The 23,948-nt window shown below is 34.4% G+C and carries 20 protein-coding genes and 1 tRNA gene; 14 read left to right on the forward strand and 7 right to left on the reverse strand.

The genetic code is table 11. The features are described 5' to 3' along the window. Window positions 1-57: 57 nt before the first annotated feature. The 3 genes from KMW28_RS17490 to KMW28_RS17500 all read left to right on the forward strand — a co-directional run bounded on the left by KMW28_RS17490 (window position 58) and on the right by KMW28_RS17500 (window position 3,584). On the forward strand, window positions 58-309 hold the full coding sequence (locus KMW28_RS17490; protein WP_169662923.1) for a hypothetical protein: 252 nt from the start codon (window positions 58-60) through the stop codon (window positions 307-309). A 142-nt stretch (window positions 310-451) separates the two neighbouring features. Beyond that, the gene (locus tag KMW28_RS17495) at window positions 452-1,360 is read left to right on the forward strand and encodes a glycerophosphodiester phosphodiesterase (protein WP_169662924.1); all 909 of its coding nucleotides are present in this window, start codon (window positions 452-454) and stop codon (window positions 1,358-1,360) included. A gap of 565 nt (window positions 1,361-1,925) precedes the next feature. Continuing rightward, on the forward strand, window positions 1,926-3,584 hold the full coding sequence (locus tag KMW28_RS17500; protein ID WP_169662925.1) for an alpha/beta hydrolase-fold protein: 1,659 nt from the start codon (window positions 1,926-1,928) through the stop codon (window positions 3,582-3,584). A 5-nt stretch (window positions 3,585-3,589) separates the two neighbouring features. Here KMW28_RS17500 and KMW28_RS17505 read toward each other — a convergent pair whose 3' ends face one another. Then, on the reverse strand, window positions 3,590-4,420 hold the full coding sequence (locus tag KMW28_RS17505) for an agmatine deiminase family protein (protein WP_169662926.1): 831 nt from the start codon (window positions 4,418-4,420) through the stop codon (window positions 3,590-3,592). A 140-nt stretch (window positions 4,421-4,560) separates the two neighbouring features. Between KMW28_RS17505 and KMW28_RS17510 the strand changes: the two genes are divergently transcribed. Further along, window positions 4,561-5,256 (forward strand): hypothetical protein, encoded by a 696-nt coding sequence (locus KMW28_RS17510; RefSeq protein WP_169662927.1) that lies wholly within the window; start codon window positions 4,561-4,563, stop codon window positions 5,254-5,256. A gap of 137 nt (window positions 5,257-5,393) precedes the next feature. Here KMW28_RS17510 and KMW28_RS17515 read toward each other — a convergent pair whose 3' ends face one another. Both KMW28_RS17515 and KMW28_RS17520 read right to left on the reverse strand, forming a co-directional pair. Beyond that, window positions 5,394-5,831: a PDDEXK nuclease domain-containing protein gene (locus KMW28_RS17515; RefSeq protein WP_169662928.1), complete on the reverse strand. Its 438-nt coding sequence runs from the start codon at window positions 5,829-5,831 to the stop codon at window positions 5,394-5,396. Next, window positions 5,815-6,258, reverse strand: a complete 444-nt coding sequence (locus KMW28_RS17520) for a DUF1016 N-terminal domain-containing protein (RefSeq protein ID WP_262899386.1) — start codon at window positions 6,256-6,258, stop codon at window positions 5,815-5,817. Before KMW28_RS17520 ends, KMW28_RS17515 begins: the two co-directional genes overlap by 17 nt. Window positions 6,259-6,784: 526 nt before the next feature. On the opposite strand from KMW28_RS17520, the gene KMW28_RS17525 reads away from it, so the two are divergent. Beyond that, window positions 6,785-8,317 carry a HEPN domain-containing protein gene (locus tag KMW28_RS17525; protein WP_169662930.1) on the forward strand — a complete coding sequence of 511 codons (1,533 nt, stop codon included), beginning with the start codon at window positions 6,785-6,787 and terminating at the stop codon, window positions 8,315-8,317. Between the two features lie 250 nt (window positions 8,318-8,567). Here the strand turns inward: KMW28_RS17525 and KMW28_RS17530 are convergent. Continuing rightward, window positions 8,568-8,640, reverse strand: a tRNA-Arg gene (locus tag KMW28_RS17530). Between the two features lie 122 nt (window positions 8,641-8,762). On the opposite strand from KMW28_RS17530, the gene KMW28_RS17535 reads away from it, so the two are divergent. From KMW28_RS17535 to KMW28_RS17560, 6 genes are all read left to right on the forward strand, one after another. Beyond that, on the forward strand, window positions 8,763-10,508 hold the full coding sequence (locus tag KMW28_RS17535; RefSeq protein ID WP_169662931.1) for a DcaP family trimeric outer membrane transporter: 1,746 nt from the start codon (window positions 8,763-8,765) through the stop codon (window positions 10,506-10,508). Between the two features lie 288 nt (window positions 10,509-10,796). Next, window positions 10,797-12,716, forward strand: a complete 1,920-nt coding sequence (locus tag KMW28_RS17540; protein ID WP_169662932.1) for a DcaP family trimeric outer membrane transporter — start codon at window positions 10,797-10,799, stop codon at window positions 12,714-12,716. A 52-nt stretch (window positions 12,717-12,768) separates the two neighbouring features. After that, window positions 12,769-14,478, forward strand: a complete 1,710-nt coding sequence (locus KMW28_RS17545) for a sensor histidine kinase (protein ID WP_169662933.1) — start codon at window positions 12,769-12,771, stop codon at window positions 14,476-14,478. Between the two features lies 1 nt (window position 14,479). Further along, window positions 14,480-15,136: a response regulator gene (locus tag KMW28_RS17550; RefSeq protein WP_169662934.1), complete on the forward strand. Its 657-nt coding sequence runs from the start codon at window positions 14,480-14,482 to the stop codon at window positions 15,134-15,136. 129 nt (window positions 15,137-15,265) lie between these two features. Beyond that, complete coding sequence (locus tag KMW28_RS17555) at window positions 15,266-15,421, forward strand: hypothetical protein (protein ID WP_158297777.1); 156 nt, start codon at window positions 15,266-15,268, stop codon at window positions 15,419-15,421. Between the two features lie 164 nt (window positions 15,422-15,585). Next, complete coding sequence (locus KMW28_RS17560) at window positions 15,586-17,112, forward strand: arylsulfatase (protein WP_169662935.1); 1,527 nt, start codon at window positions 15,586-15,588, stop codon at window positions 17,110-17,112. 180 nt (window positions 17,113-17,292) lie between these two features. Here KMW28_RS17560 and KMW28_RS17565 read toward each other — a convergent pair whose 3' ends face one another. Further along, window positions 17,293-17,676: an AAA family ATPase gene (locus KMW28_RS17565; RefSeq protein ID WP_169662936.1), complete on the reverse strand. Its 384-nt coding sequence runs from the start codon at window positions 17,674-17,676 to the stop codon at window positions 17,293-17,295. 100 nt (window positions 17,677-17,776) lie between these two features. On the opposite strand from KMW28_RS17565, the gene KMW28_RS17570 reads away from it, so the two are divergent. Then, window positions 17,777-18,034, forward strand: a complete 258-nt coding sequence (locus KMW28_RS17570) for a hypothetical protein (RefSeq protein ID WP_169662937.1) — start codon at window positions 17,777-17,779, stop codon at window positions 18,032-18,034. 56 nt (window positions 18,035-18,090) lie between these two features. Here the strand turns inward: KMW28_RS17570 and pepT are convergent, their stop codons facing one another. Beyond that, complete coding sequence (gene pepT, locus KMW28_RS17575) at window positions 18,091-19,317, reverse strand: peptidase T (RefSeq protein ID WP_169662938.1); 1,227 nt, start codon at window positions 19,315-19,317, stop codon at window positions 18,091-18,093. Window positions 19,318-19,591: 274 nt separating this feature from the next. Between pepT and fabG the strand changes: the two genes are divergently transcribed. Then, window positions 19,592-20,338 (forward strand): 3-oxoacyl-[acyl-carrier-protein] reductase, encoded by a 747-nt coding sequence (gene fabG, locus KMW28_RS17580; RefSeq protein ID WP_169662939.1) that lies wholly within the window; start codon window positions 19,592-19,594, stop codon window positions 20,336-20,338. Window positions 20,339-20,477: 139 nt separating this feature from the next. Beyond that, window positions 20,478-22,154 (forward strand): hypothetical protein, encoded by a 1,677-nt coding sequence (locus KMW28_RS17585; protein ID WP_169662940.1) that lies wholly within the window; start codon window positions 20,478-20,480, stop codon window positions 22,152-22,154. A gap of 588 nt (window positions 22,155-22,742) precedes the next feature. Here the strand turns inward: KMW28_RS17585 and KMW28_RS17590 are convergent. Then, window positions 22,743-23,933 carry a hypothetical protein gene (locus KMW28_RS17590; protein WP_169662941.1) on the reverse strand — a complete coding sequence of 397 codons (1,191 nt, stop codon included), beginning with the start codon at window positions 23,931-23,933 and terminating at the stop codon, window positions 22,743-22,745. Window positions 23,934-23,948: the final 15 nt, after the last annotated feature.

Here is a 23,948-nt window from a genome sequence, read left to right on the forward strand (position 1 = left end):
GACCTTTACATCGATGCTTTAAAACAGTACAATACGTATTGGTCAGAAGCTATGCTGATGTGTTCTGTCCAATTTCTATTAGAAGAAATTGGAGTTACAAAGATCTATTACCATACTTTCGAGAGTGGAAATTATTTTAAAAAGTTAGAAAATTGTCCACCTCCAAAGTCTCTATATACCAAGCTTCCTAAAAAGTTTGGGTTTAAAAAGACGAAACAACTTCCTCAGTTTTGGAAGAAAGAACATTTCATGAAAAAGAGAATTCGAAAGTTTGATGGAGAAGTGTTTTGTTTTGATTTTTCAGCATAAAAAAAACGACTGTCTCCTTTCTATTTTAAAAGTGAGGCAGTCTATTTCAATATTAATTTTACATCAACAAGGTCCCCATCTGCAATATTCATCAATTCTTCTTTCTACTTTTACATCAACTTAAACCTTTTGACTAAACTCCATGAAAAACGTATTCCCTTATCTTTTGATCCTCCTTACCGTATTCGGTTGTCAGAAAAAACAACAGCAGACCATCGATTTACAAGGTCATAGAGGCTGTAGAGGCATTTATCCTGAAAACACGAATGAAGCATTTTTAAAGGCCTTAGAAATTGGAGTAACTACTTTGGAAATGGATGTGGTGATCTCAAAAGATAAGAAAGTAGTGGTGTCTCATGAGCCGTTTTTCTCTCACGAAATAGCGATTTCCCCACAAGGAGCTACAATTACAAAAGGCACGGAACACGACCACAATATTTATGCGCTCAACTACGACGATATCAAAAAATATGATGTCGGATCGAGACCTCATGATCGTTTCCCACATCAAAAAAAGTTTGTGACTTACAAACCCTTATTAAGTGAGGTGATCGAAAACGCTGAAGCATATGCGAAAGAACATCAACTGAAAAAACCTTATTATAATATTGAAATCAAAAGGCAACCAAAGTATGATTCTATCTACCACCCCGGTGTTGAAGAATTTGCTCAGTTGGTGATGGATGAAATCAAAAAGTATCCATTTAAAGAGCGTATTTTCATTCAATCTTTTGATGTGGAATCTTTACAAGAAGTTCGAAAAATTGCTCCTGAATACAAAACTGTCTATTTGATAGAAAACGAGAAATCATTCGAAGAAAACATGAACACGTTGGGTTATACCCCAGAAGTATATAGTCCGTATTTCGAATTGGTTGATCAAGAATTGGTCGAAAAATGCAAAGCGAAAAATATGCTGATTATTCCTTGGACAGTGAATGAAACTCAGGACATGGAAGCTATGATTAATCTAAAAGTAGATGGCATTATTTCGGATTATCCTGGGAGATTGAAGGAAGTGTTGGAAGAACATGGTATATTAATAATTTAATAAACTAATATTCTACCAAATAATGGACTTAGAAATAAGAGATATTTTAACGGGCTTTCTAATACTATCAATCATTTACATATTTACAGGATTACGGGCCCAACTACTCTGGAAAATTTTACGTGATAAAGGAATTGTATATACTAGTGAGGAAGATTTTCTAAGGACTTTACTTCTCCCTTATAGTTCGTCGACTGAAATTTTAAGTACATTATTTTGGTGCTTTAACATATACATACCTCTCCCTTTGTATTTTAATATATCAAAATATAAATGGTACTATATATTGTTTAATATAATACAAGTGATGTTGTTGGGGCTGTATATATTTTTTATAGGAATTTTTCTATTCTAACTAAATTTCAAGCTATAAAAGAATATCTTCATTTTTTTGAAGAAGATGATTGTTTATAAATGTAGATGGTATTATTTCAAAGTTTGTAGTTTCTATAAACTTTACTAGCTTACACCCTCATTATCAATAAATATAAAAAGTATTTCAGTTTATTATTTTTTTGATTTATATACCTCAAAACAACTATCTAACATTTTAAGAACTTTGAAAATGAAAAAATTAACTTCAATCCTGTTCATTCTATTACTACCTACATTGTTGATTGGTCAATCTTCCACAACAATTACCGTTTCAGTGCCTAATGCTTCTGATGAAGTGTACATTACCGGGAATCAAAAAAGCTTGGGCGATTGGAAACCCAATAAAGTAATGTTGAATAAAGTAGCTGATCTCAAAAGAGAAATTCAACTTGAACTCACTTTTCCTATCGAATTTAAACTGACAAGAGGGAATTGGGAATCAGAAGCGATTGTCGAAGATATTGAGCAATTCAGTAATATCATTATTTCAGAACATCAGGATCAGCTCCACCTAACTGTAGAAAGGTGGTCGGACGAAAAGATGACCAAAGGAAGATATTCACTTAAATATGATGTGGAATACCTAACCTCCAAACATTACCCTGGAGAAGAAAGACCATTAAGAATATTTTTACCCAAAGGATACAACTCCAATAAAAAATATCCTGTGGTATATGTATTAGATGGTGAAGCCCTTTTCGATCCTACCATTGGTAGTATTTCTATACTTCAGGCCAATACAAATATGGGGAGCAATGTGATTCCTGAATGTATTGTGGTAGGTATCGATAATATAGATCGAGGTAGAGATCTAAGTCCGAACTGGGGCATGGATAAGAACCTACCTGTAAGTGAATTCACTACAGAAGGTGATCTTTTTTACCAATGTGTTTTAGAAGAAATAGTACCATATATAAGTAATAGATATTCCGTATCCGGACATAATACATTGATTGGTCATTCGGATGCAGGAAATTTTGTCACTAAGGTTTATCTAAAAGATCAAGACGTTTTTGATGGGATCATCGCTTTATCTGTCAATGATTTTCAGAGTTATTTTCAGCAAAACTTTTTAAAGCATAAAAAAGAAAACAAGGACTACTTTATTGGTTATGGAAACAAAGACGATGAGTTTAATGTTTTCGGGGCTTACTTGGAACAACAGAAAGATTTAAGTGAGAATATACTTTCGAAAAAATACAATGCAGACCATATTGCCCTGCCAAATTCAAGTCTTTTTGACGCCATTAAATTTATCTTCAGAGACTTTAAAAACTATGATACCCTCATCAAAAAAGAGTACAATGAGTCATTTACTTACAAAAAATTTGAGCAAACATATGAAGAAGGCCTTATCAAAAAATATGGTATTGCTCAGCCGATAGCATATGATGTAATCTATTTACTCAATCAGGCACACGTTCAAAATAACGTCTTCGTTTTCAATAAAATTTTAGATGAATTAGAACAATCTCACTTTCTTCAGTTACAAGTGATGTTCTTTTATGCAAATGACTTCAATCAAAAAGATAGAGCAAAAAAATACCTATATCAGATGCTCGAAAGTAAGGACGTGAATGATAAAATGATTTTTTATGCAAACCTCTATCAATACAAAGAATTCTTTATTGATAAGCTAAACAAACCGAATGAGTTTATCGATTTTGTTGAGGCTGCAAAAAAGAAATGGCCTGAGTATACATTAGAATACAATTATACCATCCTTAAAACTGTAAAAGAGCAAAATATTAAGTTTGATAAGTACCAAAAGTATCTAAAGTTCTGTCAGAAAAACTTTTATGAGAACCGATACTTTAAGCAAGAAGATTTGAAAGAGTTAGGGGATTGATTCCCCTAATTCACCCAAGTGATACAATTTATTAAACCTCCTTCTTTTACTACGGAGTTGATATTAATCGGCTCAATAATCTTATTCGGATATAGTTCTTTGATGACTTCTAAGGCTTCTGCGTCTTTGTTGCCTTCGACTTCGAAGATGGGGAACAAAATGATGTTGTCGATGACTAAAAAGTTGGTATAAATTCCAATAGCACTCATTGAGTCTTTAGGCTTATCATCTTCTTCAAACCAAGGCATCATTGTATATTTCCATTTTAATTCATTCATTATTTTTTTAAAAGAAGCCACTACATATTCATCGTCATTACTAAAGTCATTGACCACAACTTCCCCTGTTTTTATCACTCTAAAATGACCATCAACATGACCAGTAGTGTCAATATCTTTTTTTTGATCTTTGACAAAATAAGGCTTTGCTTTGAGGGTTAAAGTCAACTCTTCAATTACTTGTTCTCTCGACCACTTAGGGTTTTCAGAAAAGACTCTTTCTGTTAAAAATACGATTCCATCGTGAAGTTCTACATTACCTCCATCAACATTTAAATCAGAATAAATGGCAGCAATTCTATTTACCCTATTCACCTCCTGAGGTTTTGATTTTAGTTTAGTATAATTTTTTAAATAACTCGGCATGTATTTAAACTGAACCAAAGTTCCATCATTTGATTTTATAGGCATGTAATCTCTACACCAGATATCTTTAGTTTCTAATAAAAATCTATAAGAGATACTATGCTTATTGAGCACCTTTTTGATGGTTTGCCAAGCTTGAGGATAGTCTTTTTCTAACTTTTCAGAAAAGTGAACTGTGGGAAAAGTATTCATTGTTTCATTCGATTTTAGGTAAATAGTTTGTTTAATATTTGATAGCATTAATGTATGATAAACATTTTTGAGTCTTCTATATTCTTTATTAATTTTAAAATTAACATTTCAAACTGACTTATCATTAAAGCAAATTCAAAATGAAACAAACTTCTTTATTATTTACCTTATTGATCATCATTTTTTATTCTTGTAATAATAATGAAACTTCTGTTGAGTATTTATACCCTACTGATATAGGCAATAATTGGTCTTACAAACATGAAAGATATATATCTGATTCTTTAATCTTTGATCAAGACATCACAATAGAAGTGATTGGTAGGAAAGAAATAAATGGTTACGATTGTTTGATTTTTGAAGAGCAAAATGAAACTAAAAAAGGAGAACGTTATTATACTTTTTCAGAAAATAAATTCCTGTTTGTAGGACGTAACTATTATGGATTTAGCCCAATTTTCCACCTACCTAATCATCAAAGTAACCTTAGGATTGAAAATGAATTATTCCCTGCTGATTCTTGCCCTGTAGTTTATGATTATCCTTTAGTTAATAATAAGACTTGGGAAGTAATTAATCATTCAAACTTGGAGGTAAAAAGAATAAAAAAAGTGATTGGTGATACGAGTATTACAGTTCCGGCAGGTACCTTCCTATGTAAACATATTCATACAACTGACAATATGGGAGGTGCATTTCATGAATTTATAAATAAGGAAATCGGTTTAGTCAAAAAAGAGTTTTTGTATACAAATATTCTAACCGATTATTATGGTGATATTGTTTATAATAAAAAATATAGATTTATTGATGTTTTAGAAGAATATAACTTCTAATTAAGCATTGATTAGTTACAACAGCTTCTTCAACGTCTCTGCATCAGGTAAAGCTTCTTTGAATTTTTGAGGAAGTGTTTCTGATGTTATGAAAGTAGATACACCCATTGGTTTTGATAAATCTCTAAAGCTGTATTCTACTTTTTTATTTTTTTTTCTTTACAGAGTATAATCCCTATTGATGAATTTTCGTGAGGTTGTTTCACCAAATCATCTAAAGCCGATAAATAGAAATTCATTTTCCCAACATATTCGGGCTTGAACTTTCCTTTTTTCAATTCAAAAGCGACCAAAGCCTGTAAACTTCTGTGATAAAAAAGTAAGTCTATAAAATATTCATCCTCCTCAACCACTAACCTGTATTGATTTCCCATAAAGGTAAAATCAGCCCCTAAAGACATTAAAAACTTTCTGATGTTCTGAACAATTTCTCCTTCCAAAACCCTTTCGTCAATTTCATCATCTGCATCTTCCACATTTACAAAATCTAATAAGTACTGATCTTTAAATGATCTTAATGCTTTATTAGACAATTCTTGAGTCATGGTTTGCTCAAAATTATTGGGTAGTTTCATTTTGTAAATGGGATTGATTCTTTATTTCAGTACGAAGATGACGAACAGACCAAAAGTTTTGAGCTGTTTTGTGGATGTAGTACCATTTTGCTTTGTCATCTCCAATACTTAAGATTTCAAAATGTTTTGAAAATGATATAGATAAAAATACTTTTAAATCTACTTCACTCAATTGGTTCGACAGTGTCGAACTAATTGCATTTTCTTTATTTTCCAATTTGGTCGTCAGTGACGACCGAATTGAAGGTGATATATTCCATTTATTAAAAAAACGACGCATCTTCTTAATATTCTCTGCAGAAAACCCTCTTAAACCAGATACTTCTTGCTGAAGCTTAGAAGAAATATCCTCCAATACTTTTGCTCCCCATTTATTATTTTGAAACTCTATCTCTACCAATTCCCCAATACTAAAATATAGACGTATCTTTTATATTCATTTGTACTGAAGAATTTAGTTTTTAAAAAGTAAGATAAGGTAATAAGAAAGTTGTTTTGATTAAAGTACATCAAAATTAAATTTCTATTTCATTGTTGATAATTAACGAATGTAATTTTGTACATTGTTTACATAAGAAAACTGAACTAGATAATGAAGGAAGTATCAATTAATAAGACTTTACAAAAAGTATCTAACCAATTAGATATAATCAAACATGAGTTTTAAATTCATAATTAAGAATAAACCTAATATACTTTTCTTATCCAGACGTAGATTAAAATGAAATCAAATTGGAGGTTACTAAATACGGCAGTTTATATAACCCTTTTGTATTAGGAGTAAAAACAGGTAACTACAGAAAGGTTTATTTTTTTTCAGTACAGTATGTGTATTGTTTCTTCAGAAAAAATTGAAATAGTATAAAGCTTTGGAAAAGGAGCAGTTTAATAAGTTTCAAAAGAAATTGAGGAAGGAGAATTGAATTATATTATTTCTTATAAGAAAACTAAATATGTTACAAAGGGACTTAGAAATTTTAAGACATTACTTAGGAGTAGACCTATTAAGATATACTATTAATTATCCTAATCTTCAAGAAGGTGATAATTTAGAAAAACTGGACTTGAATAATCATCAAGAAATTGTTTTAGAGAGGTTATCTTCTTTAATCAGAAAAATCAGGCTTGATTATATTGATAATAAAGGGATTGGAGATGGTGTAGAACACCAATTACATCGTATAAACCCTACTTTATTTGTTAACTTTAGGAAATTATGTGGAGGAGAAGATTATAAATCAAAATGGGAAAATGATGCTGTAATGCAATTTCTTTTTTTAGCAGCACGTAAAAATTATCCAATCCTTTTAATTAACAACCAAAGTGCATTCAAACAGCAACCTATATTTAGTGATAGTCAGGCATCATATGAGGAATTTATCAGAATTGTTAAAGATGATATTCTAAATAATTTAACTAATGGTAAGGAAGGGTTTGATTATAGATTTCAATTTACAACACAATGTGGTTTTAAATCATTAAAGCAAGTATCATCAGCTTATAATACAATCATCATAAGATCATTTATGAACTGTTGTAATGAAATGTTTTATGATTTTGATTCATTAATGACTGAAATTGAAAAAAGTATTTCACTACTACGAGATTTAGCAAGAAAAAAAGAGGTTGAATTTAAATCTTATGTATGCTTAAGAGGAATATCGTTTTTAAATTTTAAAGAGCTTAACTTAAGGAATGCACAATTAAAACAACTACCATCTTTATCAGCCTTAGGTATTCACACAAAAAGTGTAGGTGTAAAACATACAACTCATATATCAGGAGGAATATTGAAGGTTATTCATAATACCAGAATTGAAGCATTAGATAGTGATGTTAGTAACGGATTAACTAATGATCAACATGACCATCAAAATAAAATTGTAGATGCATTTAAATTTGCATTAATCTTTGCTTATAATGAAACTGATGGTATTTCCGCATGTATTTTTGAATCTGGTTTTCCATTACTTGATTTAGAGTATATATCAAATAGAGACCGTCCTAAGAAGTATTATAGGGTTAAATCTGAGGATATCCCCAAAATTATAGAATGGTTTGATCTATTTTATAATAATGATATTAAAAGCCTAGAAATTACTTTGAAAAGACTTGAGTCTGCCATATTTGCTAATAAGACTCCTGAAGATTCAATTGTAGACGCTTTTATTGCATGGGAAAGCATGTTTAGTGGTCGCGGTGACACAACAATTAAAGTTACAGGATCAATAGCTAAATTCTTAAAGAATGATTTTACTGAGCGAGAAAATCTTTATAAAGAACTGAAAAAGCTTTATAACTTAAGAAGTGAAATTGTTCATGGTAAACCAAAGAAGAGTAAAGAGTTAGAAAAAGAAAATATCCGTTTTGTTAGAAAAAGGATAATATCAATTGGTATTGAATGTTTGTCTAAACTTCTAAAAGACGAAGATTTATTAAAATTAGACCCGGAAAAGAGAGTAAATAAAGTACTATTAATGAATTGATATACTAATTATTTTATTCTTATCTAATTTAAATATTGGACCAATTCTTAACGAAAGAAAATGGTAGAAGAAATTCTTAAAAATGCTAGATTGTATGCTGAAGGCAAAAGATTATTTACCTCAGAAAATTAGTTTGTAAGCTCCAACAAAAAATGCAACCCCATCAACAAACCAATTGCCAACTAAGATTGCATTTTCGAAATAAGGAAATCCCTTCCCTCTTACTTCTTACCTCTTCCCTTATACTGAGTAGCCCCACCGGGAATCGAACCCAGATCTCAAGCGCCGGAAGCTTACGTACTAATCCGTTGTACTATGGAGCCATTTTTTAAGATTTTGCGAATATACCATTTGTAGCGCAATCTATCAACCTCAAAATTTTCTATTTAAGAATAATATGATGTATTTTTATTAAATCTTTCGTCTTCGAACTATAACTCTTTACATGACGTCTGCTTCAATAAAATACTTTTTCATTTTTTCACTCTTACTTTTTACTTCTTCGGTCTCCGCCCAATGGATGAATGCCGAAGTGAATAAAGATGTCTATTTACGTGATTATGCTGATCAAAACTCCAGAATTATCATGTCGATGGAAAAGGGGCGTCAGGTGTTGGCTTTACCTATTGGTGAAGAAATGTATATCCGAATTTGGGATTTTCAGACGGGCAAGAGAGGATACGCCTATCGCGGGTTCATCACTTTGCAAGATACTTTGATAAAGGCCGAGATTACTGAATTGTCGAATGCTGGAACGCTACATCGAGGAGGAACAACCCTACATATAGAAAACGAACATCCACAAAATATCAATGTGGAAATCGATCAGATTCCTTACCATCTTCAGCCTTATCAGGAAATTACTTTAAGAATTAAGAAAGGGAAACACGGACTGTGGATCAGTCGAGATGGTGCCTACCCTTTTTGGGGAAATATCGAATTAGCCGATTCTGCTGAATATGTATTTAAAGTGGGTTCTGTTGATGAAACACTCACTGCTCACCTTACTCCAATTATCACCACTCAAGATACGGTTCGCATGGAATATCATCATGTAGACACCGTAAATGTTACTCCTAAAGTGAGGATTGATACAGCCAAAATTGTTGAAAATAAACACCCTCAGGATTTAGAAAGAGCCAAGTCGAAAGTAGGACTTAGAGGCTTTGTTCAACTCAACGGAATATTTGATTTTAACGGACTGTCTGATGTCGATCGATTTATTCCTGTAGAAATCCCTGTTGGTGATATGAGAAACACTACCGATAGAGGTTTCTACCTAGGAGCTAGACAATCAAGGATCGGTTTTTCATCTCGAATAAAAGCCAAGACAGGCTACCTCAATCTATACGTAGAAGGTGATTTTGCTGGAGGGGAAACCAACCAAATGTTTTTCCGATTAAGGCAAGCATACGCCGATTATGGCTACCTCACCGTCGGACAAACATGGTCTACTTTTTCCGACTTAGAAGCCACTCCACTTACGGTCGATCGAGAAGGACCTAACAGTTCCGTACTCATCCGACAAGGGATGATTCGGTACGAGAAAAAAGTGGGAGAAGGTGATAACGAATTTGCCGTTTCTGTAGAAACTCCCACCATAGGATTTTCAGACTCCGTTTACATCAGCGAACGGCAACCTGTTCCTGATGTGATCTCAAGATATAAACTCACTTATAAAGATGGACACTTTCAGATAGCCGGGTTGTTCAGAGTGTTATCCTACAACAATAACATGAACTCAATATCTCATAATGTCGGCTTTGGTCTCAACATTAGTGGCAAAAGAGAATTAGGTAGCGAAGATAACCTTCTCTACTTCCAAGGCATCTTTGGAAAAGGTATCAGCCGATATGTAAGAGGATTTAGAAATCACAATTATGATGCTTTCGAAAGTCCTAACGGAGATATCTTTATTCCTCAAACAGCCGGAGGATACCTCTCTCTAGAACATCATTGGTCAAAAAAATTATTTAGTAACATCACAGGGGGAATCACTTGGCTGCAAACTGCAGAGTGGCAACCCGAAGATAGTTATCAAGCAAGTTACTATGGATCACTGAATAGCTATTGGTTTGCATTCGACAGAATGCAACTCGGCGTTGGCTACATCTACGGAGTAAGGAGGAATAAGAATTTGGAACATGGGTATGCGTCGAGATTGCAGATGTATATACGATATGATATATAAAGTTAGGAGTTAGGAATTAGGAGTTAGGAGTTGCTGAGTTTATGACCTGTTTTTTAACTAAGGAACTAAGAAACTAAAGAACTAAGCGGGTTACTTTGATATTAAAAGAGAGGTGACGAAACCCCTCGAAGTAATCTCAGAAAGTTATCGTTTTCTTAAAAATCTTTTCTTTTCCATATCTCTCGGTTTTCTAATCTTCCATAGCGAGGGGTGTAACTCATCGATACACGAACTATTAGGTAGTAGGTAGTAGGTAGTAGGTAGTAATTTAAACTTAGTTTAGCTTAGATGGAATTGTTTTTAAATATAATTGATATCATTATTTCTCCGTCTTCAACGAGGTGGCCTTGGCCCCTCGCTACACGAACTATTAGAAAAATAAACCACGGTAAACCCGTAAGTTTTGATACTCCAAAGCATCAAAACCTGCTACCTACTACCTACTACTTACTACCTAAAAAAAACCTGCTACCTGCTACCTGCTACCTACTACCTATTTTCCTCCTCCTCCCACTCTTCTCATCTGCCCAATGGATGCGTACCGACGTCGACCGTGTCACCTATCTTCGAAGTGGTGGCGATTATAATAGTCCGGTATTGATGAGGATTGAGCCTGGTCGGGATATTCTTACTCTGCCTTTGGACTCGACTTCTCTGTATGTTCGTGCTTGGGATTACCTTTCAGGGAAAAGAGGATATGTGGCCCGAAAAGATATTCAGATCGTAGATGTGTTGGTGAAAGGGGTGCTGACAGCCGACACGACTGACCATAACTCTATGAGAGATGAGGCGATTTTAAGGATTGAAAATGAAGCGAACCAATCCATTATGGTGGAGATCAATCAGCATGCGTATAATCTTAGGGCGTATGAATCGATTAAACTGAATCTACAGCCTGGGTCTCATGGTTTTTGGACGACTCGAGATGGTGCTTTTCCGTTTTGGGGTGAGTTAAGATTACCTGCACATTCGGAAAATATTCTTCAGATAGATATTCAAGACAGTGTTATTATTGCTCAACTTGAACCGATCGTGCATCAAAGAGATACGGTGGTATTGGAGCAACATCATAATGAGGTCGTCAATTTAAAAGAGATTATTAAGGTCGATACCACGAAGATTGTTGAACAGGTCCATCCACAAGATATCGCTCAGGCATCCACATTCTTAGGAATACGTGGCTATGTTAAAATGAATACGCTGGTGGATTTTAACGGATTAACAGCCACCGGAGGTTTTGCTCCTTACAATATTCCTGTGGGGGAAAGAAATGATCAAGTGGGATATCATATGGATGCTCGACAGTCGAGAATTGGTTGGTCATCACGAATAGAAACAGGAGATGGTTTTATCAGATTCTATGTAGAAAGTGATTTCGCTGGAGGAGGAACGGGTATCAATAATTTCCGTTTACGACATGCTTATGTGAGTTACGGTTACCTAACGGTGGGTCAGACTTGGACGACGTTTAACGACTTAGCTACTACTCCACTAACGGTAGATAATGAAGGTCCAAGTAGTGGTTCATCGACAAGACAAGGGTTAATCCGTTATGAGAAAAAGATTGCCAATACCGAAAATGAATTCGGTGTAAGTATAGAAACTCCCACACGTACATTTACCGATTCTGTGGCAATAGACAGAAGACAGTTTATACCTGACTTTGCTTGTCGTTATAAATTTGTCCGCGATAATTTGAGTTTACAATCGGCAGGTTTACTTCGATTTATATCAAGTTATAATAGCGATGAGCAGGTGGTGACAGATGTGGGATTTGGAGCCATGCTTAGTATGTTGATCGATTTGGATATTAAAGAAACACGAAATCATATTTACCTTCAAGCTATCGGAGGAAAAGGAATTACTCGATACATATCTGCTTTTTCTAATTATCAATTGGATGCTGTCCCTAACCCAAGTGGCGATCTTTTTATTCCTTATACCGTGGGTGGTTATTTAGCTTTAGAACACTATTTCAGAAAGAATATATTCGTCAATTTTGTAACAGGTTTCTCTTGGATCGACAATGCCGATTTCCAACCGGGAAGTACTTTCGAAAGAAGTTATTACACCAGTTTAAACTTATTTTGGTTTCCTTTCGATCGTATGAGGTTTGGCACAAGTATCGTTCATGGTGAGCGATTCAATAAAGATCAACAAAGAGGAGGTGCACAAAGATGGCAGATGTATATTCGTTACGATATCTAACCATTATCGAATTATTACGTATTAAATTGAGTAATACACAAAACGTATTTCCATGATAAAAGTACGCACTGCATTTACACTATTATTTGGAGTGATTATCATCTCCCTAATAATTACCACCATGGTCTTTCTAAAGTTACTCGATAACAGAAAAGGCTTTGGCAGGATGCAGTTTACAAAACATGCGAAGCTACAACTAAGTCATCAGATAGCCGAAAAGAACAACGACCTCTCCTATTTGTTTTCTCAATACCTTCTCACCCAAGAAGCTGACTGGAAAAATCAATATCAACAACTTAAAAATGAGCCTTCAGAAGCATTAGCCGATTACCAAAAGTATCATCTCAAAGATACGGTGTTCCGCTTAGCTGAAAGTGAAATTCAACTGCTTCAACTTGCTCAAGAAAAAGATAATTATTTGCGTCAGCTAGAGGCTGATGTATTCAAAGAAAAATCACCAACATCAGCTATAGAACGATTTTCTGATAATGAAGAGGAATATCAAATAGCTAGAAAACAACTCTTACATCATTTAGAAGATTTTGATGATCTCATCGAAAATGAAAGCACTAACAAGTGGAATAAAAGTTCGGAAGAGGGCTATTTTTACTTCTATGTATCCCTTTCATTGTTGCTGTCGATCCTTTTGTTCTCTTGTATATCATTTATCTTAATTCAAAAAAGAGTAAAGCAACAGGAACAGTTGGATCTTCAACTTCAAGAAAATATTAAAGAGATAAAAGCGACCAAGAACGAGTTAGAAAAGAGCGATGAACGTTTTCAATTGGCCATAAAAGGTAGTAAGGCATTAATATGGGATTTTGATACACAGCAGAAGAAAATCAAATGGTTTCCAAAGGGAAAGGATTTTCTTGAATATGATGCTGAGGAATTAGGAACTGATCTTCAATTCTTAAAAGACCATATCCATAAAGACGATGTATCCCTTTTTGATAAGGAGATCAAGGAACATAAAGAAACGAGAAACCCCATTGCTTTTGATGCTCGATTCTATTCAAAAAATAAAGAACTTAGGTGGCTAAGGTGTCAAGGTCTGCCGGTATTTGATGAAAACACCAAAGCTTTGAATCGTATTGTGGGTACGTTTGTGGATATCACCGATGAATTAAAAGCGGAAGAAAAAATCGTGAATGCAGTGCTGGAAACTGAGGACAAGGAAAGAAGTCGAATTGCTAGAGATATTCACGATAGCTTGCAACAAACGATGTCGACTGCCCTGCTTCATTTAGAAAAAGTGAGGCACCATCAACCGGAATTAAATTCAGAGGAACATTTTCAATTGGGGTATTCCCTTTTAAAAAAATCGATAAAGGAAAGTCGATCTTTGGCACATAATCTTATGCCAAAAGTCGTCGAAGAAAATGGCATCGTCCCTGCCCTACAATCCTTAATTACAGCAATGAAAGGATCTACGGATACTCAGATTTCATTTTTTGAAAATATCGGCGAAGAACGTCTAAAGCTGAGTTACGAAATTAGTATCTACAGGATTGTTCAGGAGAGTATCAATAATATGATGAAGCATTCGAAGGCATCAGAATGTACCATACAACTTATGAAATATCCTGACCTTTTGGTGCTTACTATTGAAGACAATGGAGTTGGTTTTGATACTTCAAAAACGGATCAATCGTTTGGAATCAATAGTTTAAAAACACGTGCTTCGGCTATCGGTGCCTACCTACAAGTCTCTTCGAATTTGGGTAAAGGGACAGAAATTTTCTTAGAATTAGCATTATAATATGGAAACCACTATAAAAATACTTTTAGTCGATGATCATCAAATGGTTAGGGAGGGATTGAAGTCTTTTCTAGATCAAGAGCATTATCAAATTGTCGGCGAGGCCAATAACGGAACAGAGGCATTATCACTCTTATCAGATAGAGAGGTAGACGTTTTGGTTACTGATATCACCATGCCTGAAATGGATGGTATCGACTTAACAAAAGAAGCTATTAACAAATATCCTTCATTAAATGTATTGGCTTTAACCATGATGAATGAGGGACACAATATTAAAAAGATGTTGGCAGCGGGGGCGAAAGGGTATGTATTAAAAGATTGTACTCAAAGTGATCTCCGAAAGGCCATCGAAAATGTGGCGAATGGTCAGACTTTCTTCTCAGATGAAGTGACGGAGACGATCATGCAGGGATTAACCGCTCAACCTTCTCTGAAGAAAAGAGTGGCAACAGAAATTCCCTTGACTAACAGAGAAACAGAAATCCTACATTTGATATGTAAAGAATATTCCAATACAGAAATAGCAGAGGCACTTTTTATCTCTGCAAGAACCGTAGAAACCCACAAGCGAAATCTATTGGAAAAAACGGGAGTAAAGAATATTGCGGGGTTGGTTTTATACGCCATCGAAAGGAAATTATTCGATGATTTATAAACTAAGGGATTCACTTATTTTTTGAAGGTCAGTGGTCCGCGTAGCTTAATGAAAAGAACATCCTTGATATTTGTAACATCACAAAAGGGGAATGAGTCCCTATTAGATTACTAACTTAAAATTAAGAGGATGAAAACATTAAAGTCTACTGTAGTAATTGGATTCGCATTGCTACTATCGTTATTTACACTAGGATCGTGTGACAACAATAATCAAGAGGTTGGGCCGGAAGAAAAACCGGAACATCCAATTGTTAACCCAATACCTACTCCATTAGAACAATAACAAATTAGGTTAAAGAAATAAAGTCCTTGAGGCAGTTTGTCTTGAGGACTTTTTTTGTGCCTTGTAAAAACTACGTGATTCACGTAGCTACTCAAAATGCTGTTTTTACAGAGAATTTCATCGAGTGGAGCGTCTACATTTGTACATATCAAATAACACAAGAGATGAAAAAAATAACATACACCTTTTTATTATTGCTATTTGGTTTTCACTGTTTCGGACAGAAAAAACCTAACATTATTATGATTATGACGGATGACGTCGCTCCACAAGATATCTCGATTTATCATCGAGGAATCGGAGCGGTGAATACTCCAAATATCGATCAAATTGGTAAAGATGGTATGATGCTGACCGATTATTACGCTCAACCAAGTTGTACCGCTGGTCGATCATCATTTTTAACTGGTCAATATCCTATTCGTACTGGTTTAACCTCGGTAGGTCAGCCCGGGTCGAAGCTAGGCTTACAAGCAGAAGATGTAACGATTGCCGAATTACTAAAAGACAAAGGGTATAATACTGCTCATTTTGGGAAAAGTCATTTAGGCGATAGAAACGAACACCTTCCAACGGTCCATGGTTTCGACGAGTTTTTCGGGTTCCTTTATCATTTAAATATGATGGATATGCCGGAACAACCTGAATTCCCAAAGGACAAAAACTTTGTGGGTCGTCCAAGAAATGTCATCTATAGTAAAGCCACTGATAAAGATGATCAAACTGTAGATCCAAGATGGGGAAAGGTAGGCAAGCAAGTCATCGAGGACAGAGGCGAATTGGGTAAACTTCGTCAGGAAACATTTGATGATGAAGTGTTGGAAGCTTCTCAAAAATGGATGAAAGAGAAAAGTAAAAAAGATGAACCTTATTTCTTGTTTTTCAATCCTTCGAGGATGCATCAAGAAATCTATGTGTCGGAAAAGTGGAGAGGAAAAAGTGGGCACAGCACGTATGCTGACGGTTTACTTCACTTAGATTATCTAGTGGGCGAATTATTATCCACTTTAGAAAAAACGGGAGAAGCAGAGAATACCATCGTCATGTTTACTTCTGATAATGGGGTGAACTTATCACATTGGCCAAGCAGTGGATCAGCTTCTTTTAAGGGAGAAAAAGGAACAACTTACGAAGGTGGTTTCAGAGTACCTATGTTAGTAAAATGGCCTAAGCACATTCCTGCAGGAGAATATAGCGGGGAGTTATTCACAGCTGAAGACTGGTTACCAACATTAATGGCAGCAGTGGGAGACACCACTGTAAAAGAAGATTTACTTGATTGGACCATAGTAAATGATAAAGACTATAAAGTACATATCGATGGTTACAATCAATTAGGGGTGCTCACAAAAGGGGAAAAATCGAGAAGAAGAGAGTTCTTCTATTATGCCGAAAATGAACTACAGGCCATTCGTGTGGATCACTGGAAAATCTATTTAGCCATTAAAGATGAGTGGTTGAAAGAATCGGAAAAACTGCCTGCAGGATTAATTTGCAACCTAAAACTAGACCCTTACGAAAGGTCTTTAGATACACCTGGTCACTTCTTATGGATGAAGGAGAAAACTTGGATTTTACCAACAATCGCAGCACCATTGATGAAGTTCGCAAAAAGTATGGAAGAATATCCTTCTAGACAAAAAGGAACGGGTATTGGTGCAGCAGCAATTATGAATCAATTAAGTAAATAAATATCCGAAACCTGAATTTAACTATTATTCGTTTCAGTAAGATTTCTTTTTTATATCAAAGCAAACATTATTGAGTTAGTAGTTCCGCTATAATTTTAATAAGTGTATTTTGATTTGAATAGTTATCAAAATAGAACTGGTTTTGTTTTGGCCGGATGCATTACGCATTCGGCTTTTTAATTATAACCTGACCTCAAACCTTCTCATCATATTCACCACTTTTTCGTCGGGAACATTGTGTACGGAAATACCGTCATGTCTGTTTTCTACAATCACCGAACTTACTTGATAATTATATTTTTCAGCTACTTTAAAATAAGGAATCATTTCCTGTTCTGTGGTAAAAGTATTTGAAACAATCACCAACTCCTGCCCTCTTCGAATACACATTTCGGCCATCTCCAAACAACTTTTGTGTGCATAATCTAATTTGCGGACATCAAACTCATATTCGCCTCTATCGTTTACCATAAAATCGTCTGCTTCAATGGAACCTCCTAACGATTGTGCTAGTGTTGTTTTACCTGAACCTGGTAACCCTCTCAATAATAGTAACCTACCCATAACTAAAAAATAACATAATATTTTTACTATTTAATAATATATCATTTAACTTTAAATACCAACCGAGTATTTATAATTTTCGTAACTATTACCTTATCAAATGATACACTTACAACACGTTACATTCAACAAATTGAGCTTGGTGCAGAAAGCTGAGATAGTTCAATACTTTTCAGATTTCCTTAGTACGATCACTAGGCTAGGCAAGAAAATCGAATTGTACAATTACGACGGTACATACATTGAGGTTTTGTACAAAAACAATACATCCTACGATAACGAAATTGAATCGATTATGGAATATGATCGTTTACTTCCTTTTTGTCCAAAAATCGATTGGAAAAAGTATTTAAAATAAAAAGAGATTGCTACATTTCACTGCAACAATCTCCTTAATTATTCTTTTTTTCTTTACTATTTCTTAGCCACTAATTCCGCAATCTTAATGATAACATTTGTTGCTGCTTCCATAGTTGGTACCGGCACATATTCGTAACGAGCATGCATATTATGTCCACCTGCAAAGATATTTGGACAAGGTAACCCCTTAAATGATAATTGAGCTCCATCAGTTCCCCCACGAATGGCTTTTACATCTGGCTCAATATTTAATTCTTTCATCGCCTCAATAGCGAAGTCGACAATATGCATATTTGGAGCAACTTTCTCCTTCATATTGTAATACTGATCTACCAACTCTAATTTCACTCTATCTGCACCATATTCACTTTGGAAAGTTTTCACCAAAGATTCCATATGATCCTTTCTTGAAATAAATAAGTTATGATCGTGATCACGGATAATATATTGTAATTTCGTTTCTTCTACAGATCCACTCATAGTTAATAAGTGATAGAAACCTTCGTACTTTTCTGTTTGCTCTGGCGTTTCGCTTTGAGGGAATTTTGTCGCAAATTTCGCAGCAATATTCATAGAGTTCACCATTTTACCCTTAGCAGTACCAGGGTGAACATTTTGTCCTGTAAAAGTTACCTCAGCATAAGCAGCGTTAAAGTTTTCGTACTCAAATTCTCCCATAGGACCTCCGTCCATAGTATACGCCCACTCAGCACCAAACTTTTCAACATCAAATAAGTTGGCACCTTTACCCACTTCTTCGTCCGGAGTGAAGCCTACTTTAATGGTACCGTGCTTAATTTCAGGATGCTTAATCAGATAATCCATTGCTTCCATGATCTCAGCCACACCTGCTTTATCATCAGCACCTAAAAGTGTAGTACCGTCTGTAGTGACGATCGTTTGTCCTTTATATTTCTTGATTTCAGGAAATTCCTCTGTCGTTAAAACGATGTTTTGTTCCTTATTTAAAACGATATCCTCACCATCATAATTTTCCCACACCTGAGGCTTCACATCTTTACCTGTTAAATCTGGAGTGGTATCCACATGGGCGATAAACCCGATAGTTGGAACTTCTTTATCGATATTAGAAGGAAGCGTAGCCATTACATAGCAGTTCTCGTCGATGCTGACATCCTGCATGCCCATCGCTTTTAATTCGTCTACTAGTAAGTTCGCTAAATCAAATTGTTTTTTTGTACTTGGTATTTGCTCAATGCCCGGAACAGATTCTGTATCGATTTTCACGTAACGTAAAAATCTATCCAATAGGTTTTCCATGAATGATATGTTATATATGTTTAATTGTCTCTTACGCTTATAAATGATCTTTCAAAGATACAATTATAAACTTTTAATGCTTATTTAGATAGTAATTGATATTCTCAAAAAGAGGATCTTACTCATTTAAAAGTTATTACTATAACTTGTTGACGATAAATAAGTAAAAAAAGTTTAATTAATTCGATGATAAATGTGAATAAAACTTGTGACTAGCATCTTTTTTGTAACTTGCAACCTGAAAAATTTTTTCAATAATTAGAAAACACACACCATGAAACTGCTGGAAGGCAAAAACGTATTGATCACAGGTGCGTCTAAAGGTATTGGACGTGCAATCGCAATTCGTTGCGCGGAGCATGGCGCAAATATAGGATTCACTTATCTTTCAAGCGTTGAAAAAGGAGAAGCATTAGTAGCTGAATTAGAAGGTTACGGTGTTAAAGCTAAAGGTTACCGTTCTGATGCATCAGATTTCGAAGCAGCTGAAAAACTTATCGCAGACTTCACTACTGACTTCGATTCATTAGATAGTTTAATCAACAACGCTGGTATCACAAAAGATACTTTATTAATGCGTATGTCAGAAGAACAATTCGACGACGTTATTCGCGTTAACTTAAAGTCAATCTTTAACTTAACAAAAGCTGCAACTAAAACTTTCTTAAAACAACGTAAAGGAGCTATCATTAACATGAGCTCAGTTGTTGGTGTTTACGGAAATGCAGGTCAAGCCAACTATGCTGCTTCAAAAGCAGGTATTATTGGATTCACAAAATCTGTAGCAAAAGAGTTAGCTCCAAGAAACATTAGAGTAAACGCTGTTGCTCCTGGTTTTATCGAAACAGAAATGACAGAGACTTTAGATGATAAAGTAAAACAAGTTTGGTTACAAGACATCCCTATGAAACGTGGTGGACGTCCGGAAGAAGTAGCTGATCTTTGTGTGTTCTTATCTTCTGATATGTCAACTTATATTACTGCTCAAACAATCCAATTAACTGGTGGTATGAAGAGCTAGTTTCAGGTAGAAATTTGATATTCTACAGACTGAAATATATGATATTGGGCTTCTCAAGATATTGAGAAGCCTTTTTTAATAATGTATCAACTAACAAATACTCTTAATTTTTTCTCTTTAAAGTAAACAGATAAAAACTATGAACTCTTTAATAAAGATATCTATTCTATTCTTCACTTTTCTATCTTCCCTTACCACCACTATTCTTGCTCAAGATTTAATGGAGGTACAATATAATTACAGAGATATTAGAGCAATCGAAAAAAGGCATGAAATACAAACGATTGAAAATAAAACAACTAAAATCAGAGTTGTTTTAGAAAAGGAAAATAAAAACCTTTTAGTTTCTTTAATCACAATCGATAAAAAAACAAATAAACTAACCACAAATCGTCTAAGTGGATATTATCATTTAAAAACTGCTCACTACATTGAAGGAAATTTAAAATACAATTTTGAAAAAGTCATTGAAGATTATCAAGGAAACTTTTGGGTGTTATCTTCTGTCTACTCTCCTAAAAGTCAAAAACTATATCGAAGATCCTTTGATACCAATACAGGAAAGTTAGGAACCAATATATTAATGTGCGAAAGAGAAATTCACGATTATGCTGGAAGAGCTGTAAAATATAAGGGTACTTATTTTTCTAATGTCAATTATCATTTTGTTCAATCAAAAAACAAACAGTTTTTTTCTATAGTAACTTATTTTTCTAATGCTAAATTAAAAAATACCAAAATGATGATTGATATTATAGATAAAAACTTTGATAACTATTGGAGTACAACAACTACACTTAATACATTTAATGATCAGGCCTATTACCAAAATCATGATCCATATAAATCTCCTTTCGAATTTAAAGATATATTAATTACCGGTAATGGGATTATTTTCGCCATGCATAAGGTTTATAACTCTGATAAAAGAAAAGATAAATTTTATATTCTTAAAGCTTTCAAAAAAGGAGAAAAAGAGCCTATCACACATTACATAAGACATGATGAAAAAAATATTCATGATTTAAGTATTACAATTAATAACTCAAATAATGTACTTGTCTCAGGTTTCTACAACACAAAGAAAAAATACAAGTCTGAAAAAATTGAAGGGTTGTATTTCCTCAATATCAATTCTGATGAAATGTCAATGATAACAGAAAGTTATACACCATTTAATCGAGATCAATTAAAATCTTTTTGGATACCATCAGTTCATCCGTTTGGTGATCAGAAAAAATTTAAATCCATCGTTAAAAATGCAACTTATAATTTCGATCATAACGAAGACTTTGTACTCGATAATTACTATTATACTTTAAAATTAATTCCACATGAAAATAACTCATTCTCATTAGTCTCTGAAACAATAATACCTCCATTAGTTGCTGAAAATCTTCAAATAATTAATATAAATGAATTCGGTAAAATCAATTGGATAAAATGTTTTAGGAAAAAAAATATCACAAAAAAAGAAGCTAGATTAGAAAAATTAGCCTATTCATCAACTATTTCTTCTTTATATCATAAACCTCATTCTTCAGTTTTTGAAATATTAGATCACGTTGTTATGATTTACAGAGAAGATAAAAAAGTCATATTAGGCATCGTAAACTCTAATGGTGAAACTCAATTTGACCTCATTTATGACAATGAAATAAAAAATGATTTATCAAAATATAGGATATATCCTGGTGAAATCACTCTAGCAAGTTATAACTCATTAATGGGGATTGCTTTCTATAACCAAAAAGAGGTAAAAGACGAAAAAGTTAAAATTCTTGACTATAAATTTAATCTCAAAAATCCTCAATAATATTTATTCAAGGCTTCTCATTTATTATGAGGGCCTTTTTTTGTTGTAGAGAGATTTTTATTGACAGATGAAGTAATCTTTGCAAAAAGATATTTTAAGTAATAAGTAATAGGTAATAACTAATAGGTTTTCTAATAGTTTGCTCCTCATTACGTTGTTTATGTTTTTCTTTTTAGGCAATTCTGTATACTACCTTATATCATTTAAGTAATTAGTCTTTTCACGAGGGGTTCCACTGCCTCGTTGGTGAAGATGGTCGCTTTTGGAGTATGGAAAAGAAAAGGCACTTCAAGAAAAGATAACTTTTTGTCGTTAGTTCGAGGGGTTTCACCACCTCTCTTATGATATGAAAGTCATCCCTATTAGTTATTAATTATAAGTTATTAGTTAAAAACGAGCATAAACTCAGCAACTCCTACCTACTACCTGCTACCTACTACCTACTACCTACTACCTACTACCTACTACCTAAAAATAAAAAACCCTAGGCAGATCAAACTACCTAGGGTACTCGCGATTTGGTGAGCGTGAGTTTTAGTATTAGCTCTGTTTTGGGAAGTGAGAGCTAAGTCTAAATATATATTTTAATTATTCACAAGTTTCACAATCGTCAACGTACTCAACTTCTGAGTCTACACCGTCAACTGTGTATTTAGAAACTACAACTTCGTCGTTTAATACGTTAGTGATAGTTACGTCGTTGTGAACGTCAAAACCTTTCTTAGCATTCATTACTTTGATGTTCTCGAAAGTACCTTTAGCACCTTCTCTTACTCTGAAAGCAGTAGTCTCACCAGCAACACCCATTACAGTTACGTTTTTAACTGTAGCATTAGAGTAAGGCTCAGCAGAGTTGTTTTTAGAGTTATTGTCGATTTCGAAAGCTTTATCGAATTCTCTTGAAGCATCGTGCTCAACCCAAAGGTTAGTTAGGTTACCAACGAAACCGTGCGCCCAGTCAAATGAGTCATCTTCGTTACCAGTAGAAACTAAGTTAGTACCGTTTACAGTACCACCGAACCACTCAAGTCCGTCATCAGTACCTTTCCAAGCTTGTAAGTTTTCTAAAACAGTACCGTTACCAACACCTGAGAAAGTAAATCCGTTGTGCTCAGACTCATCGTTGTACTTGTATCCAGTGTACTCAACACGAACATACTTTAACATACCTGAGTTATCAGCTGCATCGTTACCACCGTACTTAACATTAGAATCAACTTCTGGAGAAGCTTCACCGTTAGAATCACCGTTGTTAATTGGAGCATTACCATTAATAAGAACACCACCCCAAGCACCTGGCTGCTTTAACTCAGAAGTAAATACGATCATATCTTGAGCTGTACCAACTGCTTCAATTTTAGCACCTTTAAGTACCATTAAATAAGCACCTGATGCTTGATCATTTTCATTTTTAGCGAAAACATGAGTACCAGCAGCGATTTCTAAAGTCTTACCAGCAGGAACTTTAATAGCACCAGAGATAGATACATTACCTGTCCAGCTTAATTGATCATCAGTTAATTCACCTTCAGTTAAAACTAAATCGTAGCTACCTGGCTTTGCTTCACTTGTGTGATCTAAACCTACAGCAAAAGATAATTCACCTGCAACAGCACCTGTTCCTTGACCGTCAGCAACAATTTTAGCTGCTGCAATAGCTTGATCTTGTAATCTAACATCCGGCTGAGGAGTAGTCTTATTGTCGTCATTACTGTCACATGACATTACTGATGCTGCTAAAGCTGCAGCTACAATCGCAAATCTGAATTGCTTTTTCATAATAAAAAATGTAAT

Source organism: Flammeovirga yaeyamensis (assembly GCF_018736045.1).
In the GTDB taxonomy this organism is placed as follows: Bacteria; Bacteroidota; Bacteroidia; order Cytophagales; family Flammeovirgaceae; genus Flammeovirga; species Flammeovirga yaeyamensis.

What these genes read in the sequence shown, in the direction of transcription:
- KMW28_RS17490 (WP_169662923.1), top strand. Translation starts at nt 58, where the DNA reads ATGTGTTCTGTCCAATTTCTATTAGAAGAAATTGGAGTTACAAAGATC.
- KMW28_RS17495 (WP_169662924.1), top strand. Translation starts at nt 452, where the DNA reads ATGAAAAACGTATTCCCTTATCTTTTGATCCTCCTTACCGTATTCGGT.
- KMW28_RS17500 (WP_169662925.1), top strand. Translation starts at nt 1,926, where the DNA reads ATGAAAAAATTAACTTCAATCCTGTTCATTCTATTACTACCTACATTG.
- KMW28_RS17505 (WP_169662926.1), bottom strand. Translation starts at nt 4,420, where the DNA reads ATGAATACTTTTCCCACAGTTCACTTTTCTGAAAAGTTAGAAAAAGAC.
- KMW28_RS17510 (WP_169662927.1), top strand. Translation starts at nt 4,561, where the DNA reads ATGAAACAAACTTCTTTATTATTTACCTTATTGATCATCATTTTTTAT.
- KMW28_RS17515 (WP_169662928.1), bottom strand. Translation starts at nt 5,831, where the DNA reads ATGAAACTACCCAATAATTTTGAGCAAACCATGACTCAAGAATTGTCT.
- KMW28_RS17525 (WP_169662930.1), top strand. Translation starts at nt 6,785, where the DNA reads ATGTTACAAAGGGACTTAGAAATTTTAAGACATTACTTAGGAGTAGAC.
- KMW28_RS17535 (WP_169662931.1), top strand. Translation starts at nt 8,763, where the DNA reads ATGACGTCTGCTTCAATAAAATACTTTTTCATTTTTTCACTCTTACTT.
- KMW28_RS17540 (WP_169662932.1), top strand. Translation starts at nt 10,797, where the DNA reads ATGGAATTGTTTTTAAATATAATTGATATCATTATTTCTCCGTCTTCA.
- KMW28_RS17545 (WP_169662933.1), top strand. Translation starts at nt 12,769, where the DNA reads ATGATAAAAGTACGCACTGCATTTACACTATTATTTGGAGTGATTATC.
- KMW28_RS17550 (WP_169662934.1), top strand. Translation starts at nt 14,480, where the DNA reads ATGGAAACCACTATAAAAATACTTTTAGTCGATGATCATCAAATGGTT.
- KMW28_RS17555 (WP_158297777.1), top strand. Translation starts at nt 15,266, where the DNA reads ATGAAAACATTAAAGTCTACTGTAGTAATTGGATTCGCATTGCTACTA.
- KMW28_RS17560 (WP_169662935.1), top strand. Translation starts at nt 15,586, where the DNA reads ATGAAAAAAATAACATACACCTTTTTATTATTGCTATTTGGTTTTCAC.
- KMW28_RS17565 (WP_169662936.1), bottom strand. Translation starts at nt 17,676, where the DNA reads ATGGGTAGGTTACTATTATTGAGAGGGTTACCAGGTTCAGGTAAAACA.
- KMW28_RS17570 (WP_169662937.1), top strand. Translation starts at nt 17,777, where the DNA reads ATGATACACTTACAACACGTTACATTCAACAAATTGAGCTTGGTGCAG.
- pepT (WP_169662938.1), bottom strand. Translation starts at nt 19,317, where the DNA reads ATGGAAAACCTATTGGATAGATTTTTACGTTACGTGAAAATCGATACA.
- fabG (WP_169662939.1), top strand. Translation starts at nt 19,592, where the DNA reads ATGAAACTGCTGGAAGGCAAAAACGTATTGATCACAGGTGCGTCTAAA.
- KMW28_RS17585 (WP_169662940.1), top strand. Translation starts at nt 20,478, where the DNA reads ATGAACTCTTTAATAAAGATATCTATTCTATTCTTCACTTTTCTATCT.
- KMW28_RS17590 (WP_169662941.1), bottom strand. Translation starts at nt 23,933, where the DNA reads ATGAAAAAGCAATTCAGATTTGCGATTGTAGCTGCAGCTTTAGCAGCA.